The sequence below is a fragment of the Cupriavidus sp. 21MJTG02-4 genome, assembly GCF_057798975.1.
On the sequence record NZ_JBYOJP010000016.1, the window covers coordinates 90465 to 109618 of the forward strand.

A 19154-nucleotide genomic window follows, 5' to 3' on the forward strand; every position below is an offset into this window, starting at 1 on the left:
CCATCCGGTTTCGACAAGGGCGAGCGCCATCCTGCCGGATGCATGGCACCCGGTCGCTCCCCGCTCCCCATTTTCGACCGAAAGTATGCAGGATCGGGCGGCCGGCTTTATGCTGCCGGCCGGCCCGCCGTGGGCAGGATCAGCCCGGCCGCTTCATCTGGCACGAAGTCGGCTGCGCCGCGACGTACTGGTCCATCAGCGCATTGGTCTTCCAGCCGTAGCCGGTGTTCTCCTGGTCGTACTTGACGTCCTTGCCGTTGACCTTGGTCCACGTGGCCACCACCAGCGACTGCTGGGCCTGGTGATCGTTCTTGCGCATCTCGACCTGCCCGTTCATGCTGTCGACCTTGATGCCTTCCATGGCCTTGGCCACCTTGACCGGATCGGTGGAGCCGCTGTCCTTCACGGCCTTGGCCAGCATGGCCACGCCGGTGTAGGCAGCCATTACGTAGAAGTCGTCGTTGTACTTCTTCTTGTAGCCCTCGATGATGTCCGAGCCCTTGAAGCCCTCGTTGTTCGGGTTGAAGTAGCCCACGTACTTGACGTGCTCCGCACCGGCCGAACCCATGGCCGTCGGCACGCCGGTGGTGCCGGCGTAGTACGTGTAGTAGTTGGTGGTCAGCCCGGCGTCCTTGCCGGCCTTGATCAGCAGCGCCAGGTCGCTGCCCCAGTTGCCGGTGATGACGGTATCGGCGCCCGAGGCCTTGATCTTGGCCGCATACGGCGCAAAGTCCTTCACCTGCGCCAGCGGATGCAGGTCTTCGCCGACGATCTGGATATCCGGGCGCTTGCGCTTCAGGTAGTCCTTGGCCGCGCGCGCCACCTGGTGGCCGAACGAGTAGTTCTGGTTGATCAGGTAGACCTTCTTGACGTTGGGGTCCTTGGCCAGGTAGGTGGTCAGGGCCTCCATCTTCATGTCGGAGTTGGCGTCGAGCCGGAAATGCCAGTAGTTGCACTTGCTGTTGGTCATGTCCGGGTCCACCGCGGCGTAGTTCAGGTAGACGATTTCCTTGCCCGGATTGCGCTCGTTGTGCTTGGCCACCGCATCTTCCAGCGCCAGGCCCACCGACGAGCCATTGCCCTGCACGATGTAGCGGATGCCCTGGTCGGCCACCTGCTTCAGGATGGTCAGGCTCTCCTGCGGTGACAGCTTGTTGTCGAAGCCGACCACCTCGAACTTGTGCGGGCCGCCCCATCCCTTCTGGTTGGCCACCTCGGCCACGTACTGCCAGCTCTTGAGCTGGTTCTGTCCAACGGGGGCCATCAGCCCCGAGAGCGGATCGATGAAGGCAATCTTCACCGTATCCGCGAGTGCCGTGCCCGAAACCAGCGCAGAACCCAGTGCCGCGAACGCGGCCACGCCGGCCACCAGCGGACGCATTTTGGTCATACCTGTCTCCTTCACTCTTGTCGTTGGCTTGTCATCGATCATCGATTGCGGCTTGCCGGGCGGGACTTCCAGCGCTCTGCACGCACCCCGCCGGCTGCCCCGCCCTCGCCGTGCCGCAAGCAGGCACGGCGTGGCGGATGCCCATTCCCGCCTCAGGCAGTCGGCAGGCGGTAGTCCTTGAACTGCTCGCGCAGCTTGAGCTTCTGCATCTTGCCGGTGGCGGTCAGCGGGATTTCGCTGACGAAGGCCACGTCGTCCGGAATCCACCACTTGGCGACCTTGCCTTCGAAGAACTTCAGCAGCTCTTCCTTGCTGACTTCGGCATTGGGCTTCTTCACCACCACGAGCAGCGGGCGCTCGTCCCACTTGGGGTGGTGCACGGAAATGCAGGCGGCCATGTGCACGGCCGGATGGGCCGCGGCCACGTTCTCGATATCGATCGATGAAATCCATTCGCCGCCCGACTTGATCACGTCCTTGCTGCGGTCGGTGATCTGCATGTAGCCGTCAGGATCGATCGTGGCCACGTCGCCGGTCGGGAACCAGCCGTCGACGAGCGGGTTGGCGTCGTTGCGGAAGTAGCGTTCGATGATCCAGGGACCGCGCACCAACAGGTCGCCGAAGGCCTTCCCGTCCCAAGGCAACTCCTCGCCGTCGCCATCGACGATCTTCATGTCCACGCCGAACAGCACGCGGCCCTGCTTCTCCAGGACCTTCTGGGATGCCTCCTCGGACAGCGCCTCGTGCTTGGCCAGCAGCTTGCAGGTCGTCCCCAGCGGCGACATCTCGGTCATGCCCCAGCCGTGGATGACTTCGACGTCCAGGGCCCGCAGTGCGCGGATCATTGCCGGCGGCACCGCCGAGCCGCCGATCACGGTGCGGCGGAAGGAGGAGAACTTCAGGTTGTTGGCCTGCACATGCTGCAGCAGGCCCAGCCAAACCGTCGGCACGCCGGCGGAGAAGGTCACCTTTTCCTGCTCGAACAACTCATACAGGGAAGCCCCGTCGAGCTTGGCGCCTGGCAACACGAGCTTCGCACCGACCAGCGGCACCGAATACGGCAGGCCCCAGGCATTGACGTGGAACATGGGAACCACGGGCAGGATCACGTCGCGTGCCGAGCAGCCCAGTGCATCCGGCAACGCCGAAGCGTAGGAATGGAGGACCGTGGAGCGATGCGAGTACAAGGCGCCCTTCGGGTTGCCCGTCGTGCCGGACGTGTAGCACAGGCTCGACGCGAGGCTCTCGTCGAACAGTGGCCATTCGTAGTTGCCGTCCTGGGCGTCGACCAGTTCTTCATAGCAAAGCAGCGGCACCTTCGATTCGGCCGGCATGTGGGCGCGATCCGTCATCAGCACCCAGCCCTTCACGTTCGGGCAATGCGGCGCCACGCCTTCCACCAGCGGCAGGAAGGTCAGGTCGAAGAAGACATAACCGTCTTCGGCGTGGTTGATGATGTAGGCGACCTGCTCCGGAAACAGGCGCGGATTGATGGTGTGGCACACGGCGCCCATGCCGGACACGCCGTAGTAGATCTCGAGGTGGCGATAGCCATTCCAGGCCAGGGTACCGACGCGATCGCCCTGCTTCACGCCGAGCGCCCCGAGCGCCTGGGCGAGCTTGCGGGCGCGCAACTCGCAGTCGCGATAGGTGTAGCGGTGAAGGTCGCCTTCGGTACGTCGCGAGACGATTTCGGTCCCGCCGTAATAGCGGGCAGCGTGCTTGATGATCGAGGAAATGAGCAGCGGCGCGCTCATCATTTGACCCATCAATGCCATGAAACAGTCTCCTGAATTTTAATAATTTTCGTCTGAAAACGAACAACCGTTCTATTTTTCGGCGATTGTTCCCACACCTGGTATCAACGTCAACGGGATTCCGTTGTGCACTGCCATATTCGGAGCCGCAATTCTGCGTGGTTTCATGCATCGGATTCATCGACGCAATCAACGGGAAGAACGTTGCGTGTGACAAGGCCGCCTGGCGGGCCGGATCCGGATGTGGAAGTACAATACTGCGAGCCATGTTGCGCCTCAACATGTCGTTTTCCCTAGCACGCAAGCGCACTTCCGGGAGATGCGGCATGTGGGCGCTGCACCGCCCACCTGCGGCATTCGCTTGTCAATGCCTGAATCCGCCGCCGAGCGGTCCGCCCCCAGACAATGTCCGATATCCTCGACCCATCTCCAGCCCAGCGCGACGCCTCCGGCGACGGCGCGATGTTCCGTGCGCCATTCCGTACGGCTCCCGGCTTTGCCGACCTTGGCGAGCGCTTTTTCACGCGGCTGCGCCCCACGCCGCTCCCCTCGCCCTACCTGGTCAGCATCGCGCCGGCCGCCGCGGCCCTGCTTGGCATGCCCGCCGAAGCATCGACGCAGCCGGATTTCATCGAAGCGTTTGTCGGAAACAGCGTGCCCGAATGGGCCGACCCGCTGGCCACCGTGTATTCGGGGCACCAGTTCGGCGTATGGGCCGGGCAGCTTGGTGATGGCCGCGCGATCCGCCTGGCACAGGCGCAGACCGATGCCGGCCCGTTGGAAATCCAGCTCAAGGGCGCGGGGCTCACGCCCTACTCGCGCATGGCAGACGGCCGCGCGGTGCTGCGCTCGTCGATCCGCGAGTACCTGTGTTCGGAAGCCATGGCGGCGCTGGGTGTGCCGACCACGCGCGCGCTGAGCATCATCGGTTCCGACGCGCCGGTGCGGCGCGAGACCATCGAGACCGCGGCCGTGGTGACGCGGCTTGCGCCCACGTTTATCCGCTTTGGGCACTTCGAGCACTTTGCCGCGCACGACGACGTGGCCGCGGTGCGCCAGCTTGCCGATTTCGTTATCGACAATTTCATGCCGGGCTGCCGCGAGTCCGCCCAGCCTTACCAGGCACTGCTGCGCGAGGTCGCGCTGCGCACGGCCGACATGGTGGCGCACTGGCAGGCGATCGGCTTCTGCCATGGCGTGATGAACACCGACAATATGTCGATTCTCGGCCTGACCATCGACTACGGTCCGTTCGGCTTCCTCGACGCGTTCGACGCCAACCATATCTGCAACCACTCGGACACCCAGGGCCGCTACGCGTACAGCCAGCAGCCGCAGGTCGCGTTCTGGAACCTGCACTGCCTGGCGCAGGCGCTGCTGCCGCTATGGCTGGACCCGGACGCCGGCGACGCCGCGCGCGATGCCGCCGTGGCGCAGGCGCGCGAGGCGCTCGATCCGTTTCGCGACCGCTACGCAAGCGAGTTCTTCCGCCACTACCGCGCCAAGCTCGGCCTGAGCATGCCCGCCGGCGGCGACAAGGAAGACGAGCCGCTGCTGACCAGCCTGTTCCAGCTTTTGCACCAGCAGCACGTGGACTACACCTTGTTCTGGCGCAACCTGGCCCATATCTCATCCATGGATGGCGCCAGCGACGCGCCGGTGCGTGACCTGTTCCTCGATCGTGCCGCGTGGGACGCGTGGGCGCAGGACTACCGGGCCCGGCTGCAGGCCGAACAGTCGGACGACACCGCCCGTCGGGTCGCGATGCTGGCGGTCAATCCCAAGTACGTGCTGCGCAACCATCTTGCCGAAACCGCCATCCGCCACGCGCGCGCCAAGGACTTCAGCGAGGTGGACAAACTGCTTGCGGTGCTGTCGCGTCCCTTCGACGAACAGCCGGAATCGGAGGCCTACGCGGCGCTGCCGCCGGACTGGGCGTCGGGCCTGGAAGTGAGCTGCTCGTCGTGAAGCCGGGCGGACGCCAGCCGGCACGCCTGTCCGGGCTGGTGTAAGGTTTCCACCGCGGCCGCGACCAATGCGTGAGGCCGGCATGGCACGCCAGCCCCCTACCGAAAGGATCCAGCATGACCACAAGCAAGACCGACGCCGAATGGCGCGAGCAACTCTCCGACATCGAATACCGCGTAGCGCGCGAGTCCGCGACCGAACGCCCGTTCACGGGCCGCTACTGGGACCACTGGGACAGCGGCATCTACAAGTGCGTAGGCTGCGGCACCCCGCTGTTCGAATCGGCCACCAAGTTCGACGCGGGCTGCGGCTGGCCCAGCTACTTCCGGCCCATCAACGGCGAGGTGATCGCGGAGCACGCCGACCGCTCGCATGGCATGGTGCGCGTCGAGGTCCGTTGCAAGGAATGTGGCAGCCATCTTGGCCACGTATTCGAAGATGGCCCCGCGCCGACCGGACTTCGCTATTGCATCAACTCGGCTGCGTTAAAATTCGACGATCGCGACCCGGCTGAGCGCGACGGCTGACGCACACGCGCCCGGCCGTGCAGCCGGCCCGCGGGCCGCGGCACAAGAAGCCGGGCCCGCCAACCCAGGCTATTCCTGCATGAAATTCCTTTTCGACCTGTTTCCGGTCATCCTTTTCTTTGCCGCCTTCAAGCTGGCCGGCATCTACACCGCCACGGCCGTGGCCATCGGCGCCACCGTGCTGCAGATCGGCTGGGTATGGCTGCGCCACCGCAAGGTCGAGCCGATGCAGTGGGTCAGCCTGCTGATCATCGGCGTGTTTGGCGGCGCCACGCTGGTGCTGCACAACGAGACCTTCATCAAGTGGAAGCCGACCGTGCTGTACTGGATGTTCGCCGTGGCGCTGATTGGCTCGGTGATCGGCTGGCGCAAGAACCTGATCCGCGCCATGATGGAAAAGCAGGTCACGCTGCCCGACCCGGTATGGGGCCGCCTCAATGCGGCCTGGGCGACGTTCTTCGCCGCCATGGGCCTGCTGAACCTGTATGTGGCCTTCCAGTTCTCCACGGACGTCTGGGTGAACTTCAAGCTGTTTGGCAGCATGGGCCTGATGCTCGTGTTCATCATCGCCCAGAGCGTCTGGCTGTCGCGCCACATGCAGGAAAACACGCCGGACTAAACGCCTGCGCCACATTTGCGAGGCCGGGGCTTCCAGGCCTCGCTCCAATATCCCCGAGGAATACACATGGCAGCTGATCCCGCCACCATCGAGGCGATGCTGCGCGAAGCGCTCGCCCCCAGCCATCTGGTCGTGCGCGACGACAGCGCGTTGCATGCCGGCCACGCCGGCGCCGCATCCGGCGGCGGCCACTACGACGTAACCATCGTCAGCGAGCGCTTTACGGGCCACTCCCGCGTGGCGCGGCACCGCATGGTGTATGATGCGCTGCGCGGTCTGTTCCCCACGCAGATCCACGCTTTGGCCGTGACCGCGTTCACCGATCAAGAATTTCAATCCCGCGAAACTTCACGCGGTTCTTCCAGCAACTCTCAGACCTGATTCCATGAAGACCACCGTCCTCTCGTTCAGCCTGGCGGCTGTGCTCGCTGCCGGCAGCCTGCCCGCAGCCGCCCAGAATGCCGCTGTCGTGAATGGCAAGGCCATTCCCTCGGCCAAGCTGGACAAGCTGATCGCCGGCACCGGCCAGCCCGAAAACCCGGAGTTGCGGGACCGTGCGCGCAGCATGCTGATCGACCGCGAACTGCTGGTGCAGGAAGCCAACAAGCGCGGCCTGACGCAGCGTGACGACGTGCAGGAGCAGCTGGAACAAGCCCGCCTGAACGTGCTGGCCGGCGCGGTGTTCGAAGACTACGTGAAGACCCACGGCGCCAGCGACGCCGAACTGCGCAAGCAGTACGACAAGATCAAGTCGCAGTTCGGCAACGGCAAGGAATACCACGTGCGTCACATCCTCGTGGAGAAGGAAGCCGACGCCAAGGCCATCATCGCCAAGATCAAGGCCGGCGCCAAGTTCGAGGACATGGCCAAGGCCTCGTCCAAGGACCCGGGCTCGGCGGCGAACGGCGGCGACCTGGACTGGGCCAACAGCAGCAGCTACGTACCGGAATTTTCGGCGGCCATGACGGGTCTGAAGAAAGGCCAGATGACCGATACGCCGGTCAAGACCCAGTTCGGCTGGCACATCATCGAACTCGTCGACACCCGCGACGCCAAGATCCCGAGCTACGAGGAGGTCAAGCCCCAGCTGATGCAGATGATGATGGGCGACCAGAACTGGCAGCGCGAGCAGTTCCAGGCCATGATGAAGGCCCTCAAGGACAAGGCCAAGATCCAGTAACGTTGCAGGCCGGAGCCCCCGCCCGCCTGCAGACTAGAAGGAAGCAGCAGCGTGGAGCCTCGAGCCGGCTACTGGCAACTCTGGCATCTCTCTTCCCGGGGCATGTGCTATTGCGCGCTTGCCTCGGCCTCGCTTGACGGCGCCGCCTCCGGGTGGCGCGCGCTCCATCACCACCTGCCGTTGCGGGACCGCTATGCGCCGGAGAAGATCCTCCGCGCGGTGGTCGCCTACAAGGAATCGCGCGGCGAAATCATCCCCCTCCAGGATTGCGACCCGCACCGGCTGCTGCACTTCGCCTATGCGTCGTGGAGTTCGCGGTTGCTGGCGCCGCTGCAAGAGTAAGGGGCTTGTGATGCCATGCTTTGCATGACACCACAAGCCCCTTAACCCATCTCAGGCAGCATACGCTGCCCGACACGGCCCTGAATTACCCCACCCACTTGCGCGCGTTGCGGAACATGCGCATCCACGGGCTGGCACCGTCGGCCACCTGCTTCCACGCATCCGGCGCCCAGCTCATGGTCGCGGCGCGGAACACGCGTTCCGGGTGCGGCATCAGCACGGTGAAGCGGCCATCCGTGGTCGTCACCGAGGTGATGCCATCCGGCGAGCCATTCGGATTCAACGGATAGGCCTGCGTCACCGCACCGTGGTTGTCGACAAAGCGCAGCGCCACATTGGCCTTTCCGATCTCTCCCTGTTGCGAGAAATCTGCAAACCCTTCGCCGTGCGCGACGACGATCGGAATGCGGCTACCTTCCATGCCGGCGAAGAAGATAGACGGCGACTGCTGCACTTCCACCGTGACGTAGCGTGCCTCGTACTGCTCCGATTGGTTGCGCGTGAACTTCGGCCAGGCCCCGGCACCGGGGATGATCGGGGCCAGGTTGCTCATCATCTGGCAACCATTGCACACGCCCAGCGCGAAGGTGTCCTGGCGGTTGAAGAAGGCCGCGAACTGCTCGGCCATCTGCGCATTGAACAGGATGGTCTTGGCCCAGCCTTCGCCCGCGCCCAGCACGTCGCCGTAGCTGAAGCCGCCGCACGCGACAAAGCCCTTGAAATCGGCCAGGTTCGCGCGGCCGGCGATCAGGTCGCTCATATGGACATCGTGCGTATCGAAGCCCGCGCGGTCCATGCTGTAGGCCATCTCGATCTGCGAGTTGACACCCTGCTCGCGCAGGATGGCCACGCGCGGACGGGCACCAGTCGCGACGAACGGCGCGGCGATGTCCTCGGCCGGATCGAAGGTCAGCACCGGGCTGATGCCGGGGTCGGCGGCGTCCAGCAGGCGGTCGTATTCGCTGTCGGCGCAGACCGGGTTGTCGCGCAGGCGCGCAATGCGCCAGCTGACCTCGCTCCAGTTGCGCTGCAGGTCGGTGCGCGAGGCACCGAACACCTTCTTGGCATCGCGATAGATCTCGATCTGGTCGGTCGCGTTGGGCTTGCCGACCACATGGCTGCATGCCGACAGACCGGCTTCGCGCAGCACCGCGAACACGGCGTCGCGTTCCTGCAGGCGCACCTGCACCACCGCGCCCAGTTCCTCCGAGAACAGCGCGCGCAGGGTCTGGTCGTTGCGGCGCTCGGCGATCTGCTGGGCCCAGTTCTTGGCATCGCCATAGTCCTGTTCCTGCTGCAGGTCGAGCGCCAGCATGTCGACGTTCAGCGAGATCCCGCAGTGGCCGGCAAACGCCATTTCCGCGAGCGTGGCGATAAAGCCGCCGTCGGAGCGGTCGTGATACGCCAGCAGCTTGCCTTCGCCATTCAGCCGCTGGATCACGTTGAAGAAGTTCTTCAGGTCTTCGGCGCTGTCCACGTCGGGGGCGCTGTCGCCGACCTGTTGCGTGACCTGCGCCAGGATGCTGCCGCCCATGCGGTTCTTGCCGCGGCCCAGGTCGATGCCGATCAGCACCGTGTCGCCCGCGTCGGTCCGCAGTTGCGGCGTCAGCGTGCGGTTCACGTCGTCCACCGCGGCGAACGCCGAGATGATCAGGGAGACCGGCGCCACCACTTCCTTGGCCACGCCATCGTCCTGCCACTTGGTGCGCATCGACAGCGAATCCTTGCCCACCGGGATGCTGATGCCCAGCGCCGGGCACAGCTCCATGCCCACGGCATGCACGGTGTCGTACAGCTTCGCGTCTTCACCTTCGACGCCGCAAGCGGCCATCCAGTTGGCGGACAGCTTGACCTTGCCCAGGTCCGTCACCGGCGCCGCCGCCAGGTTGGTCAGCGCTTCGCCGATCGCCATGCGGCCCGAGGCCGGAGCGTTGATCACGGCCAGCGGCGTGCGCTCGCCCATGGTCATCGCCTCGCCGGCATTGCCCTTGTAGTCGAGCGTGGTCACGGCCACGTCGGCCACCGGCACCTGCCATGGGCCGACCATTTGGTCGCGCGCGTTCATGCCGCCCACGGTACGGTCGCCGATGCTGATCAGGAACGACTTGTTGGCCACGGTCGGGTGACGCAGCACGTCGCGCACGGCTTGTTCCAGCGAGATGCCGGTGACGTCCACCGCCGGCAGCGACTGCTCGACGCGCGTCACGTCGCGATGCATGCGCGGCGGCTTGCCCAGCAGCACGTCCATCGGCATGTCGACCGTGAAGTGTTCCTTGAGCGCGGCGTCGACATGCGAATCGACCAGCTGCAGCTGCTTTTCCTCGGTGGCCACGCCGACCACGGCGAACGGCGAACGCTCGCGCTCGCACATTGCCTGGAACTGGGGGAAACTGTCCGGCGCGATGGCCAGCACGTAGCGTTCCTGCGATTCGTTGCACCAGATCTCGGCCGGCGACAGGCCGGACTCTTCCAGGTGCACCTGGCGCAGGTCGAAGCGCGCACCGCGGCCGGCGCCGTCCACCACTTCGGGGAACGCGTTGGAAATGCCGCCCGCGCCGACGTCGTGGATCGACAGGATCGGGTTCTGGTCGCCAAGCTGCCAGCAGGCGTTGATCACTTCCTGCGCACGGCGCTCCATCTCCGGGTTACCGCGCTGGACCGAATCGAAATCCAGGTCGGCAGTGTTGGTGCCGGTTGCCATCGAGCTGGCGGCGCCGCCGCCCATGCCGATGCGCATGCCAGGGCCGCCCAGCTGGATCAGCAGCGTGCCGGCCGGCAGGTCGTTCTTGTGCGTGTGGCTGGCGTCGATATTGCCGATGCCGCCCGCGATCATGATGGGCTTGTGGTAGCCGCGCACGGTGCCGCCCACGTTCTGCTCGTAGACGCGGAAGTAGCCGCCCAGGTTGGCGCGGCCGAACTCGTTGTTGAACGCGGCGCCGCCGAGCGGGCCTTCGATCATGATCTGCAGTGGCGAGGCGATGCGGTCGGGCTTGCCCGTTACGCCAGCCGTGTCGTCGGGATTGCGGTGCGCCACCGGCTGCGCGGCGTCGCGGTCGTTTTCCCACGACTCGACGGCTTCGGGCAGCATCAGGTTCGAGACCGTGAAGCCGGTCAGGCCGGCCTTTGGCTTGGCGCCGCGGCCGGTCGCGCCCTCGTCGCGGATTTCACCGCCAGCGCCCGTGGAGGCCCCCGGGAACGGCGAGATCGCGGTCGGGTGGTTATGCGTCTCGACCTTCATCAGCGTATGGGTCAGCGCCTCGTGGCGGCCATACTGGTGGGCCTCGCCGCGCGGGAACCAGCGCTCGGCCATGCCGCCTTCCATCACGGCGGAGTTGTCCGAATAGGCGACGATCGAGCCCTGCGGATTGAGCTGGTGCGTGTTGCGGATCATCGCGAACAGCGACTTGTCCTGCTGCACGCCGTCGATGGTCCAGGTGGCGTTGAAGATCTTGTGGCGGCAATGCTCGCTGTTGGCCTGCGCGAACATCATCAGCTCGACGTCGGTCGGGTTGCGTTCCAGCCTGGCGTAGGCGTCAATCAGATAGTCGATCTCGTCTTCCGACAGGGCCAGGCCCATGGCCACGTTGGCCTCGGCCAGCGCGCTGCGGCCGGCTGCAATGTCGATGAAGCGCAGCGGCTTGGCCGGCAGTTCCTGGAACAGTCCGGCGGCGTCCTCGCGCGAGGCGATCACCGTTTCGGTCATGCGGTCGAACAGGTGCGCGGCCACGGCGGCACGCGTGTCGGCATCCAGCGTCTTGCGCCCGCGCAGCAGGCCCTTCTTGCAGATCACCGTGATCTCGATGCCGCGCTCGATGCGATGCACGTGCGTCAGGCCGCAGTTGTGCGCGATGTCGGTGGCCTTGCTGGCCCACGGCGAAATCGTGCCGAAACGCGGAATCACGACGAAGCGGTCGCCCTCCGGCTGCTCGGCGAACGGTGCGCCGTAGGTCAGCAGCGCGGCAATGCGGCTCTGGTCTTCCGCGGACAGCGGGGTGTCCGAGTCAACGAAATGGAGGAACTGGCCGTGCACCGATTCGATATCGGTGTCGATCTGCCGCAGGGCGGTGAGCAGGCGTTGCTGGCGGAAGGCGGAAAGCGCCAAAGCGCCGGGGAAGCATGAAAAATGCGCCATGATCGTAGCGGTCGGGAGGCGAAGGAGGAGGTAGGGGCTGCTGCTTGCCGGCACCGCTGTATGGGATGCCGGCCGGCGGGAAACCGCTATTGTACCTTGCCGGCCCCCGGATTTTGCACTGCGCCATCACGGGCGCCCCCTGTTACGCCTCGCCGTGATAAAGCCTATGCATCACTTTTCCCAAGGCTGCGTGCTTCCAGACCTTAAAGTGACGTTGCCGAGCGTGCCGCCTGCTCGTATAGCCCGGTCAGAACGCGCATCAATCGGGCGAGTTCGCCGATCTCGGCGTTTTCCTCGCTGCCTTCGGTGAAGTTGCTGGTCAGGCATTGCTCGCGGATTTCGCGGTAGCGCGCGCAGGCTTCGGCGCCCTCCGGCGTGGTCGAATAGGTGGCCTCTTTGCCGACTCTTTCGCCCGTCACCAGCCCCAGGCCCTGAAGCTTCTTCAGCGCGTAGGTCACCAGGTGGGTGTCCTCGACGTTCAGCACGAAGCAGACATCGGCCAGGCGCTTGGCCCGGCCGCGGTGGTTGACATGGTGCAGCACCAGCACGTCCAGGAAGGTCAGGTCGCGCACGCCGGCCGCGCCCATGCAGCGCACCACCCAGCGGCTGTAGGCGTTGTACGCGGTGTTCAGGCCGAACTCGAACTCGGACAACTCCGGGCTGCGCGCCGACACGAGATGCGACGAGGACACGATGTTGGTGCCCGCCGCGCGCGACAGCGAGGTAGCGGACTTGACGGGGGCGTTGTCCGGCGCGTGGATGAGGTCCGCTTCGGCGGCCGGACCGGGCGCGGCGGGCTTGCGTGCCATGGGGAATGCTCCTTGCAACGTTGCACGGGAGCCGCCGGGCCATGCCCGCGGTGACGTTCCCGCTAATTTTGGCTTGACAGTTTATCGGCAAATTATGAGCATGAGTGCCTGACAAGAACAGGCACGGCTCGCTCCGCTGCGCGCCTGGAGCCAGCACGCCGGCCGAATCCGGAGCCATTTGCGCCCTGCCAGACTCCACGCCTCCACGCCTCCACGCCTCCATGCCACCGATGCTTCCAGACCTCGACACACTGAACTCCCGCCTGCGCGATGGCGCCACGAGCCGCGCCGAACTGGTGGAGACGGCCGCCGCCGCGGCGGCGGGCGAGCACGCGCACGCCGTGTTCCTGCACAGCACCTTCGACAGCGCGATCCAGACCGCCCGTGCAGCCGATGCCGCGTGCCGCGCCGGCAAGCGCCTGCACCCGCTCGCGGGCCTGCCGGTCTCGGTGAAGGATCTCTTCGACGTCGCTGGCGAAGTCACGCACGCCGCGTCGGCGGTGCGCCACGACGCCGCGCCAGCCAGCGCCGATGCCGCCGTGGTCGCCCGCCTGCGACAGGCCGGCGCGGCCGTTGTCGGCCGCACCAACATGACCGAGTTCGCCTTCTCGGGTGTGGGCATCAACCCCCATTTCGGCACGCCGGTGAACCCGGCCAGCGCGGATGGCATCGCCCGCATCCCTGGCGGATCGTCGTCCGGCGCCGCAGTCTCGGTGGCCCTCGGTCTGGCGGTAGCCGCGCTAGGCAGCGATACCGGCGGATCGATCCGCATCCCGGCGGCCCTGTGCGGCCTGACCGGTTTCAAGCCGACCACGCGCCGCGTGCCGCTCACCGGCGCTTTTCCGCTGTCCTATACGCTGGACACCGCATGCGCCATGGCCCGCACCGTCAACGACTGCCTGCTGGTCGACAGCGTGATCGCCGACAGCGCGCTGGTACCGAGCGCCCCGGCTCCGGCGGCCATCCGCCTGGCCATCCCGCGCCAGGTGCTGCTGGACGACCTCGATCCCGTGGTCGCGCGGGCGTTCGATCGCGCGCTCGGACGGCTCTCCGCCGCCGGCGTGCAACTCGAACACACTGACCTGCCCGAGCTGGCCGAACTGCCGGGGCTGAACGCCGCGGGCGGCTTCAGCGCCGCGGAGGCTTTTGCGATCCACCGCCACACGCTCGCTACCCGCCGTGAACTCTACGACCCGCGTGTCGCGATGCGCATCGATCGTGGCGCCGCCATGGGTGCGGCCGACTATGTGGACCTCGCCCGTGCGCGCATTGACTGGATAGCGCGGGTTGAAGCTCGCCTGGCCCGCTTCGACGCAGTGATCTGCCCTACCGTGCCAATGGTGGCTCCCGCCATTGAGCCGCTGCGCAGCGATGACGACCTGTTCTTCCGCACCAACGCGCTGCTGCTGCGCAATCCATCGGCCTTCAACTTCCTTGATGGCTGTTCGATTTCGCTGCCGTGCCATGCCCCCGACGAACTTCCCGTTGGCCTGATGCTGTCCCATGGTCCAATGCGCGATGCCCATCTGCTCGGCACCGCGCTCGCACTGGAAGGCATCGTGCAACCGGGCTTGCGCGGCGAATAGGCGCGCCGCGACGCGACGTCCTTCGGCTTGTTCGTCAATGAACCCCACGCAAACTTGCTCCCCCATCCCGGCCGAAGGCTGGACCGCGCTGGCCGCCGACTCGTCAGAGGCCATCCCGCTCTACGACGTCGACACCCTGCGGCGCATCGAGAACGCTGCGTTCGCGCGCCTGCCGTCGTTCGAGCTGATGTCTCGCGCCGGGGGTGCCGCCGCCAACTGGCTGGCCCGGCACGCGCCGCAAGGATTGCTGCTGTTTCTGGCAGGCCCTGGCAATAACGGCGGCGACGCGCTGGTGGCCGCGACACGCCTGCACCAGAACGGCTGTGATGTTCAGGTCTGGCTCACCGCCGACCCCACACATATGCCAGCCGATGCTACGCGCGCATGGCAGGAAGCCGACGCCGCGAGCGTGCCCATGCATGCCGTGCAGCAGACGGCCCCATGGCCCGACAGGATGGCGGCCGTTGTCGACGGCCTGCTCGGCATCGGCCTGAACCGCCCCGCGGACGGCGCTATCGCCGAGTGGATCGCGCGCCTTGCACAAGCGCCCGCACCAGTATTCGCGCTCGATATCCCAAGCGGCCTGTTTGCCGATACCGGCTCCGGCGACCCCGCGGTACGCGCCTGCCGCACGCTCACCTTTATCGGCGCCAAGCCTGGCCTGCTCACGCTCGATGGGCGCGACTGCGCTGGCAATATCGACATCGCACCGCTTGGCCTTGACTATCCGCCGGCGCAGACGCCGCGCGCGTGGGTGAACGGGCCCGCGCTGTTCCGGCACGCGCTGCCGGCACGTCGCCACGCCGTCAACAAAGGCACGTTCGGCTCGCTCGCAATCCTCGGCGGCAACACCGGCATGACCGGCGCCCCCTTGCTCGGCGCGCGTGCGGCGCAGTGTCTTGGCGCAGGGAAAGTCCACATCGGTTTTCTCGCTCCGTCCGCACCCGCCATCGATCCGCTTCACCCGGAACTGATGCTGCATCCACAATCCGAACTGGCCCTCGGCGCAATGTCGACCCTTGTCATCGGGCCGGGAATGGGTACGGATGCCGGTGCGCGCAAGGCCCTCGCGCAATGGCTGGAAGACGCCGGTCGAAGCGCATCGCCGCCGTCGCTGGTGCTCGATGCGGACGCACTCAATCTGCTCGCCGCCGATGCCAGCCTGGCCGCCACGCTGACCGCTTCGGGGTTGACACGCGTCATGACGCCGCATCCGCTCGAAGCAGCGCGCCTGCTGGGCACCACCGTGGCAGCGGTACAGCGCGACCGCCTGGCCACCGCCGCTGCGCTGGCGGCACAGTGGCAGGCCGTCGTCATACTCAAAGGCTCGGGATCCGTGATTGCCGCGCCCGGCACCTCGGCCATGACGATCAACCCGACTGGCAACGCGGCGCTCGCGAGCGCCGGGACTGGCGACGTGCTGGCCGGCATGGCAGGCGCCCTGCTGGCCCAAGGTATGCCGCTGCTGCAGGCAGCACAAGCGGCCGTATGGATCCACGGTCGCGCCGCCGACATGCTGGTCGCCAACGGTGCCGGACCGGCCGGTCTCACCGCCAGCGAACTCTGCCTTCCGGCCCGTTCGACCCTGAATGCGCTATTGCGCGGCGAAGCGGGATAGCGCCGCGCGGTTGCGTCGGTGCATCAACGGACACAATTGCACCGTATCATCGCCACAATCGGACAAAGGCCGACAGGATTGCGGCAACGAGATGCGCTACGGTTTCATCTCGTAACGATAACAATCCCGACTAGCCGTGATCGACGCAAGACACGCTTTATACTTACAAGGCCTGGACTACCGGGCATCCAGCCCCCGCCACGAATCTGTGCCCTGCATGCCCACCAATCTTCACGCCTGGAACGCCCTTCTGCAGCATCACGACGCCATTCGCGACCACCAGATGCGGGATTGGTTTGCCGAAGACGGCGAGAATCGCGTCAGGCAGTTTTCGCTGGAAGCCGCCGGCCTGTACCTGGACTACTCCAAGAACCGGATTACGCCGCAGACCATGCAGCTGCTGCTGCAGCTTGCCGACGAAGCCGGCGTTCCGGCCCGTCGTGATGCCATGTTTGCCGGTGAGCATATCAACGCCACCGAGGACCGCGCTGCGCTGCATGTTGCGCTTCGCGCCACTGCGGACGCTGGTTTCAAGGTTGACGGTGTGCCCGTGATGCCGTCCATCCAGAACGTCCTGGTGCGCATGCGCGCGTTCGCCGAAGCGGTCCGCAGCGGCACATGGACTGGCTCGACCGGCGAGCGCATCACCGATGTCGTGAATATCGGCATCGGCGGCTCCGACCTGGGTCCGAAGATGGTGTGCCGCGCGCTGTCGCATCTGGCGCACGACGACGGCCACTCGGGGCCGCGCATGCATTTCGTATCGAACGTCGACGGTACCGAGCTGGCCGAAGCGCTTGAGCGACTCGAGCCGCGGCGCACGCTGATGATCGTCTGCTCCAAGACCTTCACCACGCTGGAAACCATGGCCAACGCGCACAGCGCGCGTCAATGGTTCCTGGCCAATGGCGTGGCCGAGGACCAGTTGGCCAGCCACTTCGTCGCGGTATCGACGAACGAAGAGGCCGTGCGGGCATTCGGCATCGACCCGGCCAATATGTTCGAGTTCTGGGACTGGATTGGCGGCCGCTTCTCGCTGTGGTCCTCGGTGGGCCTGTCGATCGCCCTGGCGGTCGGCTTCAATGCCTTTGCCGACCTGCTCGCGGGTGGCCGTGCCATGGACGAACACTTCCGCACCGCGCCGCTCGAGCGCAATATGCCGGTCGTGATGGGCATGCTCGGTATCTGGAACCGCAACTTCTTCAACTTGCCGACCAGCTGCATGGCGCCCTACTCCACGTCGCTGGAACTGTTCCCGGCGTACCTGCAGCAGCTGGAGATGGAAAGCAACGGCAAGTCCGTGCAACTCAATGGCCGACGGGTGCGCACGCATACCTGCCCGGTCGTGTGGGGCAGCGCCGGCACCAATGGCCAGCACGCGTACTTCCAGAAGATCCACCAGGGATCGCAGATCGTGCCGGTGGATTTCGTTGCGCCGCTGGTGCCGCCGCGCGAACTGCCCGGTCACCATGCCAAGCTGCTGGCAAACTGCTTCGCGCAGGCGGAGGCGCTGATGCGCGGCCGTTCCGCCGAAGAGCTGCGCGCGGCCGGCATGACGGACGAGCTGCGCATCGCCCACATGGTCTTCGAAGGCAACCGCCCGAGCAATACGCTGTTGATGGAAGACCTGACGCCGCATGTGCTGGGCGCCCTGATCGCGCTCTACGAGCACAGGACCTTCGTGCAGGGCGTGGTCTGGAACATCAATTCCTTCGACCAATGGGGCGTGGAGCTGGGCAAGATCCTGGCGCGCCCGATTGAAGCCGAACTGACCGGCGCCGAAGCAAGCCCGCACGACGCCTCTACGGCAACCCTGATTGCCAGGGCCCGCGGCGTGCTGGCGCGAGGCTAGACCTCGGTCGCCATCCACTCATCGCTGGCCACGCGGCCGGCGTCGATCGTCAGGATGCGGTTGCAGCGCGCAGCAACCGACCGGTCGTGGGTCACCAGCACCAGGGTGGAACCGGCGTCGCGGTTCAGTTCGAACATCAGCGCAATCACGGCTTCGCCGGTCGACGTGTCGAGGCTGCCCGTCGGTTCGTCGGCGAACAGGATGTCCGGACGCGTGACGAACGCGCGCGCAAGTGCCACGCGTTGCTGCTCGCCGCCGGAAAGCGTGCGCGGATAGTGGTTGAGCCGCGCGCCCAGACCGACACGCTGGAGCATATCGATGGCCCGCTCCCTGACCTGTTCCGCTTCACCGCGCAGCTCGAGCGGCAACATGACGTTTTCCAGGGCGGTCAGATGCCCCACGAGCTGGAACGACTGGAACACGAAGCCGACATGCCTGCCCCGCAACGCGGCACGCTGATCCTCGTTCAGGGCAAAGAGATCCTGCCCCATGAGCCGTACCGTGCCGCCGGTCGGCAGGTCCAGCCCGGCCAGCAAGCCGAGCAGCGTGGATTTACCCGAGCCCGATGCCCCGACGATGGCGAGCGTTTCGCCGCTCGTGACGGAAAACGTGACGTCGTGCAGAATCGTCAACGAACCGGTCGCATCGGCAACGGTCTTTCCCAATGACTCGACGTCGAGGATGGAAGAGGACATGAAGAGTTGGATCCGAAGCAGTTGGCACAAGGCGGCACTGGCCGCCTGCATGGCCTTCATGGTGTCGGCGGCAGCCGCCGCCCCACAGGCAGCGCCTGCCGTCCTGGTGCTGGGCGACAGCCTCTCGGCTGAATACGGCATCGCGCGCGGCACTGGCTGGGTCAGCCTGCTGCAGCAGCGCTTGCAGAAAGAGCGCTTCGATTATAACGTCGTCAATGCGAGTATCAGCGGCGAGACCACGATTGGCGGCAAGACGCGCCTGCCTGACCTGCTGGCGCGGCATCGTCCTTCCGTGGTGATCGTGGAACTAGGCGCCAATGACGCCTTGCGTGGCCTTTCGCTGCCGGTGACGGAATCCAACCTGCGCACGATCGTCGGCGGCGCGCAGAAAGCCGGCGCCCGCGTGCTGCTGGTCGGCATGCGCATCCCGCCAAACTACGGCCAGGACTACACCGAGAAGTTCTTCGCGCTCTATCCGCGGCTGGCCCAGGAATTCAAGGCACCGCTGGTGCCGTTTTTCCTCGACAAGGTCATCTCGCGCCAGGACTGGTTCCAGCCGGACCATATCCATCCGACGGCGGACGCGCAGCCCGCCCTGCTCGATACCGTCTGGCCACAGCTCAAGCCCTTGCTCAAGACCGGCGGCAAAGGCTGAGGTCACCGCACTCCGCGCGCACAA

At 65.9% G+C, this 19154-nt stretch carries 15 protein-coding genes; 10 read left to right on the forward strand and 5 right to left on the reverse strand.

The features are described 5' to 3' along the window. Positions 1-139: 139 nt before the first annotated feature. A complete protein-coding gene (locus tag AC3FKH_RS26660) occupies positions 140-1390 on the reverse strand; it encodes a branched-chain amino acid ABC transporter substrate-binding protein (RefSeq protein WP_488678732.1) in 1251 nt (416 codons plus the stop codon). A 152-nt stretch (positions 1391-1542) separates the two neighbouring features. Next, on the reverse strand, positions 1543-3168 hold the full coding sequence (locus AC3FKH_RS26665; protein WP_488678733.1) for a 3-(methylthio)propionyl-CoA ligase: 1626 nt from the start codon (positions 3166-3168) through the stop codon (positions 1543-1545). Between the two features lie 441 nt (positions 3169-3609). Here AC3FKH_RS26665 and AC3FKH_RS26670 point away from each other — a divergent pair, with 441 nt between their 5' ends. From AC3FKH_RS26670 to AC3FKH_RS26695, 6 genes are all read left to right on the forward strand, one after another. Beyond that, on the forward strand, positions 3610-5115 hold the full coding sequence (locus AC3FKH_RS26670) for a protein adenylyltransferase SelO (RefSeq protein ID WP_488678789.1): 1506 nt from the start codon (positions 3610-3612) through the stop codon (positions 5113-5115). Between the two features lie 116 nt (positions 5116-5231). Next, positions 5232-5642 carry a peptide-methionine (R)-S-oxide reductase MsrB gene (gene msrB / locus AC3FKH_RS26675; protein WP_488678734.1) on the forward strand — a complete coding sequence of 137 codons (411 nt, stop codon included), beginning with the start codon at positions 5232-5234 and terminating at the stop codon, positions 5640-5642. Positions 5643-5721: 79 nt separating this feature from the next. After that, positions 5722-6261, forward strand: a complete 540-nt coding sequence (locus AC3FKH_RS26680) for a septation protein A (protein ID WP_483711250.1) — start codon at positions 5722-5724, stop codon at positions 6259-6261. Between the two features lie 66 nt (positions 6262-6327). After that, positions 6328-6642 (forward strand): BolA family protein, encoded by a 315-nt coding sequence (locus AC3FKH_RS26685; RefSeq protein WP_483711249.1) that lies wholly within the window; start codon positions 6328-6330, stop codon positions 6640-6642. Between the two features lie 4 nt (positions 6643-6646). Next, positions 6647-7441 carry a peptidylprolyl isomerase gene (locus AC3FKH_RS26690; protein WP_488678735.1) on the forward strand — a complete coding sequence of 265 codons (795 nt, stop codon included), beginning with the start codon at positions 6647-6649 and terminating at the stop codon, positions 7439-7441. Positions 7442-7492: 51 nt separating this feature from the next. Next, a complete protein-coding gene (locus tag AC3FKH_RS26695) occupies positions 7493-7783 on the forward strand; it encodes a hypothetical protein (RefSeq protein WP_488678736.1) in 291 nt (96 codons plus the stop codon). Positions 7784-7868: 85 nt separating this feature from the next. On the opposite strand, the gene purL is transcribed toward AC3FKH_RS26695, so the two are convergent. Together purL and AC3FKH_RS26705 are read right to left on the reverse strand one after the other, a co-directional pair. Continuing rightward, on the reverse strand, positions 7869-11915 hold the full coding sequence (gene purL / locus AC3FKH_RS26700; protein WP_488678737.1) for a phosphoribosylformylglycinamidine synthase: 4047 nt from the start codon (positions 11913-11915) through the stop codon (positions 7869-7871). Between the two features lie 203 nt (positions 11916-12118). Continuing rightward, complete coding sequence (locus AC3FKH_RS26705; protein ID WP_488678738.1) at positions 12119-12724, reverse strand: winged helix DNA-binding protein; 606 nt, start codon at positions 12722-12724, stop codon at positions 12119-12121. Between the two features lie 221 nt (positions 12725-12945). Here AC3FKH_RS26705 and AC3FKH_RS26710 point away from each other — a divergent pair, with 221 nt between their 5' ends. From AC3FKH_RS26710 to pgi, 3 genes are all read left to right on the forward strand, one after another. After that, the gene (locus AC3FKH_RS26710) at positions 12946-14310 is read left to right on the forward strand and encodes an amidase (RefSeq protein WP_488678739.1); all 1365 of its coding nucleotides are present in this window, start codon (positions 12946-12948) and stop codon (positions 14308-14310) included. A 37-nt stretch (positions 14311-14347) separates the two neighbouring features. Further along, on the forward strand, positions 14348-15928 hold the full coding sequence (locus tag AC3FKH_RS26715) for an NAD(P)H-hydrate dehydratase (RefSeq protein WP_488678740.1): 1581 nt from the start codon (positions 14348-14350) through the stop codon (positions 15926-15928). 217 nt (positions 15929-16145) lie between these two features. Then, complete coding sequence (pgi, locus tag AC3FKH_RS26720; RefSeq protein WP_488678741.1) at positions 16146-17780, forward strand: glucose-6-phosphate isomerase; 1635 nt, start codon at positions 16146-16148, stop codon at positions 17778-17780. Here pgi and AC3FKH_RS26725 read toward each other — a convergent pair. After that, on the reverse strand, positions 17777-18475 hold the full coding sequence (locus AC3FKH_RS26725) for an ABC transporter ATP-binding protein (RefSeq protein WP_488678742.1): 699 nt from the start codon (positions 18473-18475) through the stop codon (positions 17777-17779). The two genes, pgi and AC3FKH_RS26725, sit on opposite strands and share 4 nt — an antisense overlap. Between AC3FKH_RS26725 and AC3FKH_RS26730 the strand changes: the two genes are divergently transcribed. Next, entirely contained in the window at positions 18474-19130 is a 657-nt protein-coding gene (locus AC3FKH_RS26730; protein ID WP_488678743.1) for an arylesterase, read from the forward strand. The genes AC3FKH_RS26725 and AC3FKH_RS26730 overlap by 2 nt on opposite strands. Positions 19131-19154: the final 24 nt, after the last annotated feature.

Coding starts and splice junctions, on each gene's coding strand:
- AC3FKH_RS26660 (WP_488678732.1), bottom strand. CDS start 1,390: ATGACCAAAATGCGTCCGCTGGTGGCCGGCGTGGCCGCGTTCGCGGCA.
- AC3FKH_RS26665 (WP_488678733.1), bottom strand. CDS start 3,168: ATGGCATTGATGGGTCAAATGATGAGCGCGCCGCTGCTCATTTCCTCG.
- AC3FKH_RS26670 (WP_488678789.1), top strand. CDS start 3,610: ATGTTCCGTGCGCCATTCCGTACGGCTCCCGGCTTTGCCGACCTTGGC.
- msrB (WP_488678734.1), top strand. CDS start 5,232: ATGACCACAAGCAAGACCGACGCCGAATGGCGCGAGCAACTCTCCGAC.
- AC3FKH_RS26680 (WP_483711250.1), top strand. CDS start 5,722: ATGAAATTCCTTTTCGACCTGTTTCCGGTCATCCTTTTCTTTGCCGCC.
- AC3FKH_RS26685 (WP_483711249.1), top strand. CDS start 6,328: ATGGCAGCTGATCCCGCCACCATCGAGGCGATGCTGCGCGAAGCGCTC.
- AC3FKH_RS26690 (WP_488678735.1), top strand. CDS start 6,647: ATGAAGACCACCGTCCTCTCGTTCAGCCTGGCGGCTGTGCTCGCTGCC.
- purL (WP_488678737.1), bottom strand. CDS start 11,915: ATGGCGCATTTTTCATGCTTCCCCGGCGCTTTGGCGCTTTCCGCCTTC.
- AC3FKH_RS26705 (WP_488678738.1), bottom strand. CDS start 12,724: ATGGCACGCAAGCCCGCCGCGCCCGGTCCGGCCGCCGAAGCGGACCTC.
- AC3FKH_RS26710 (WP_488678739.1), top strand. CDS start 12,946: ATGCCACCGATGCTTCCAGACCTCGACACACTGAACTCCCGCCTGCGC.
- AC3FKH_RS26715 (WP_488678740.1), top strand. CDS start 14,348: ATGAACCCCACGCAAACTTGCTCCCCCATCCCGGCCGAAGGCTGGACC.
- pgi (WP_488678741.1), top strand. CDS start 16,146: ATGCCCACCAATCTTCACGCCTGGAACGCCCTTCTGCAGCATCACGAC.
- AC3FKH_RS26730 (WP_488678743.1), top strand. CDS start 18,474: ATGAAGAGTTGGATCCGAAGCAGTTGGCACAAGGCGGCACTGGCCGCC.
- AC3FKH_RS26725 (WP_488678742.1), bottom strand. CDS start 18,475: ATGTCCTCTTCCATCCTCGACGTCGAGTCATTGGGAAAGACCGTTGCC.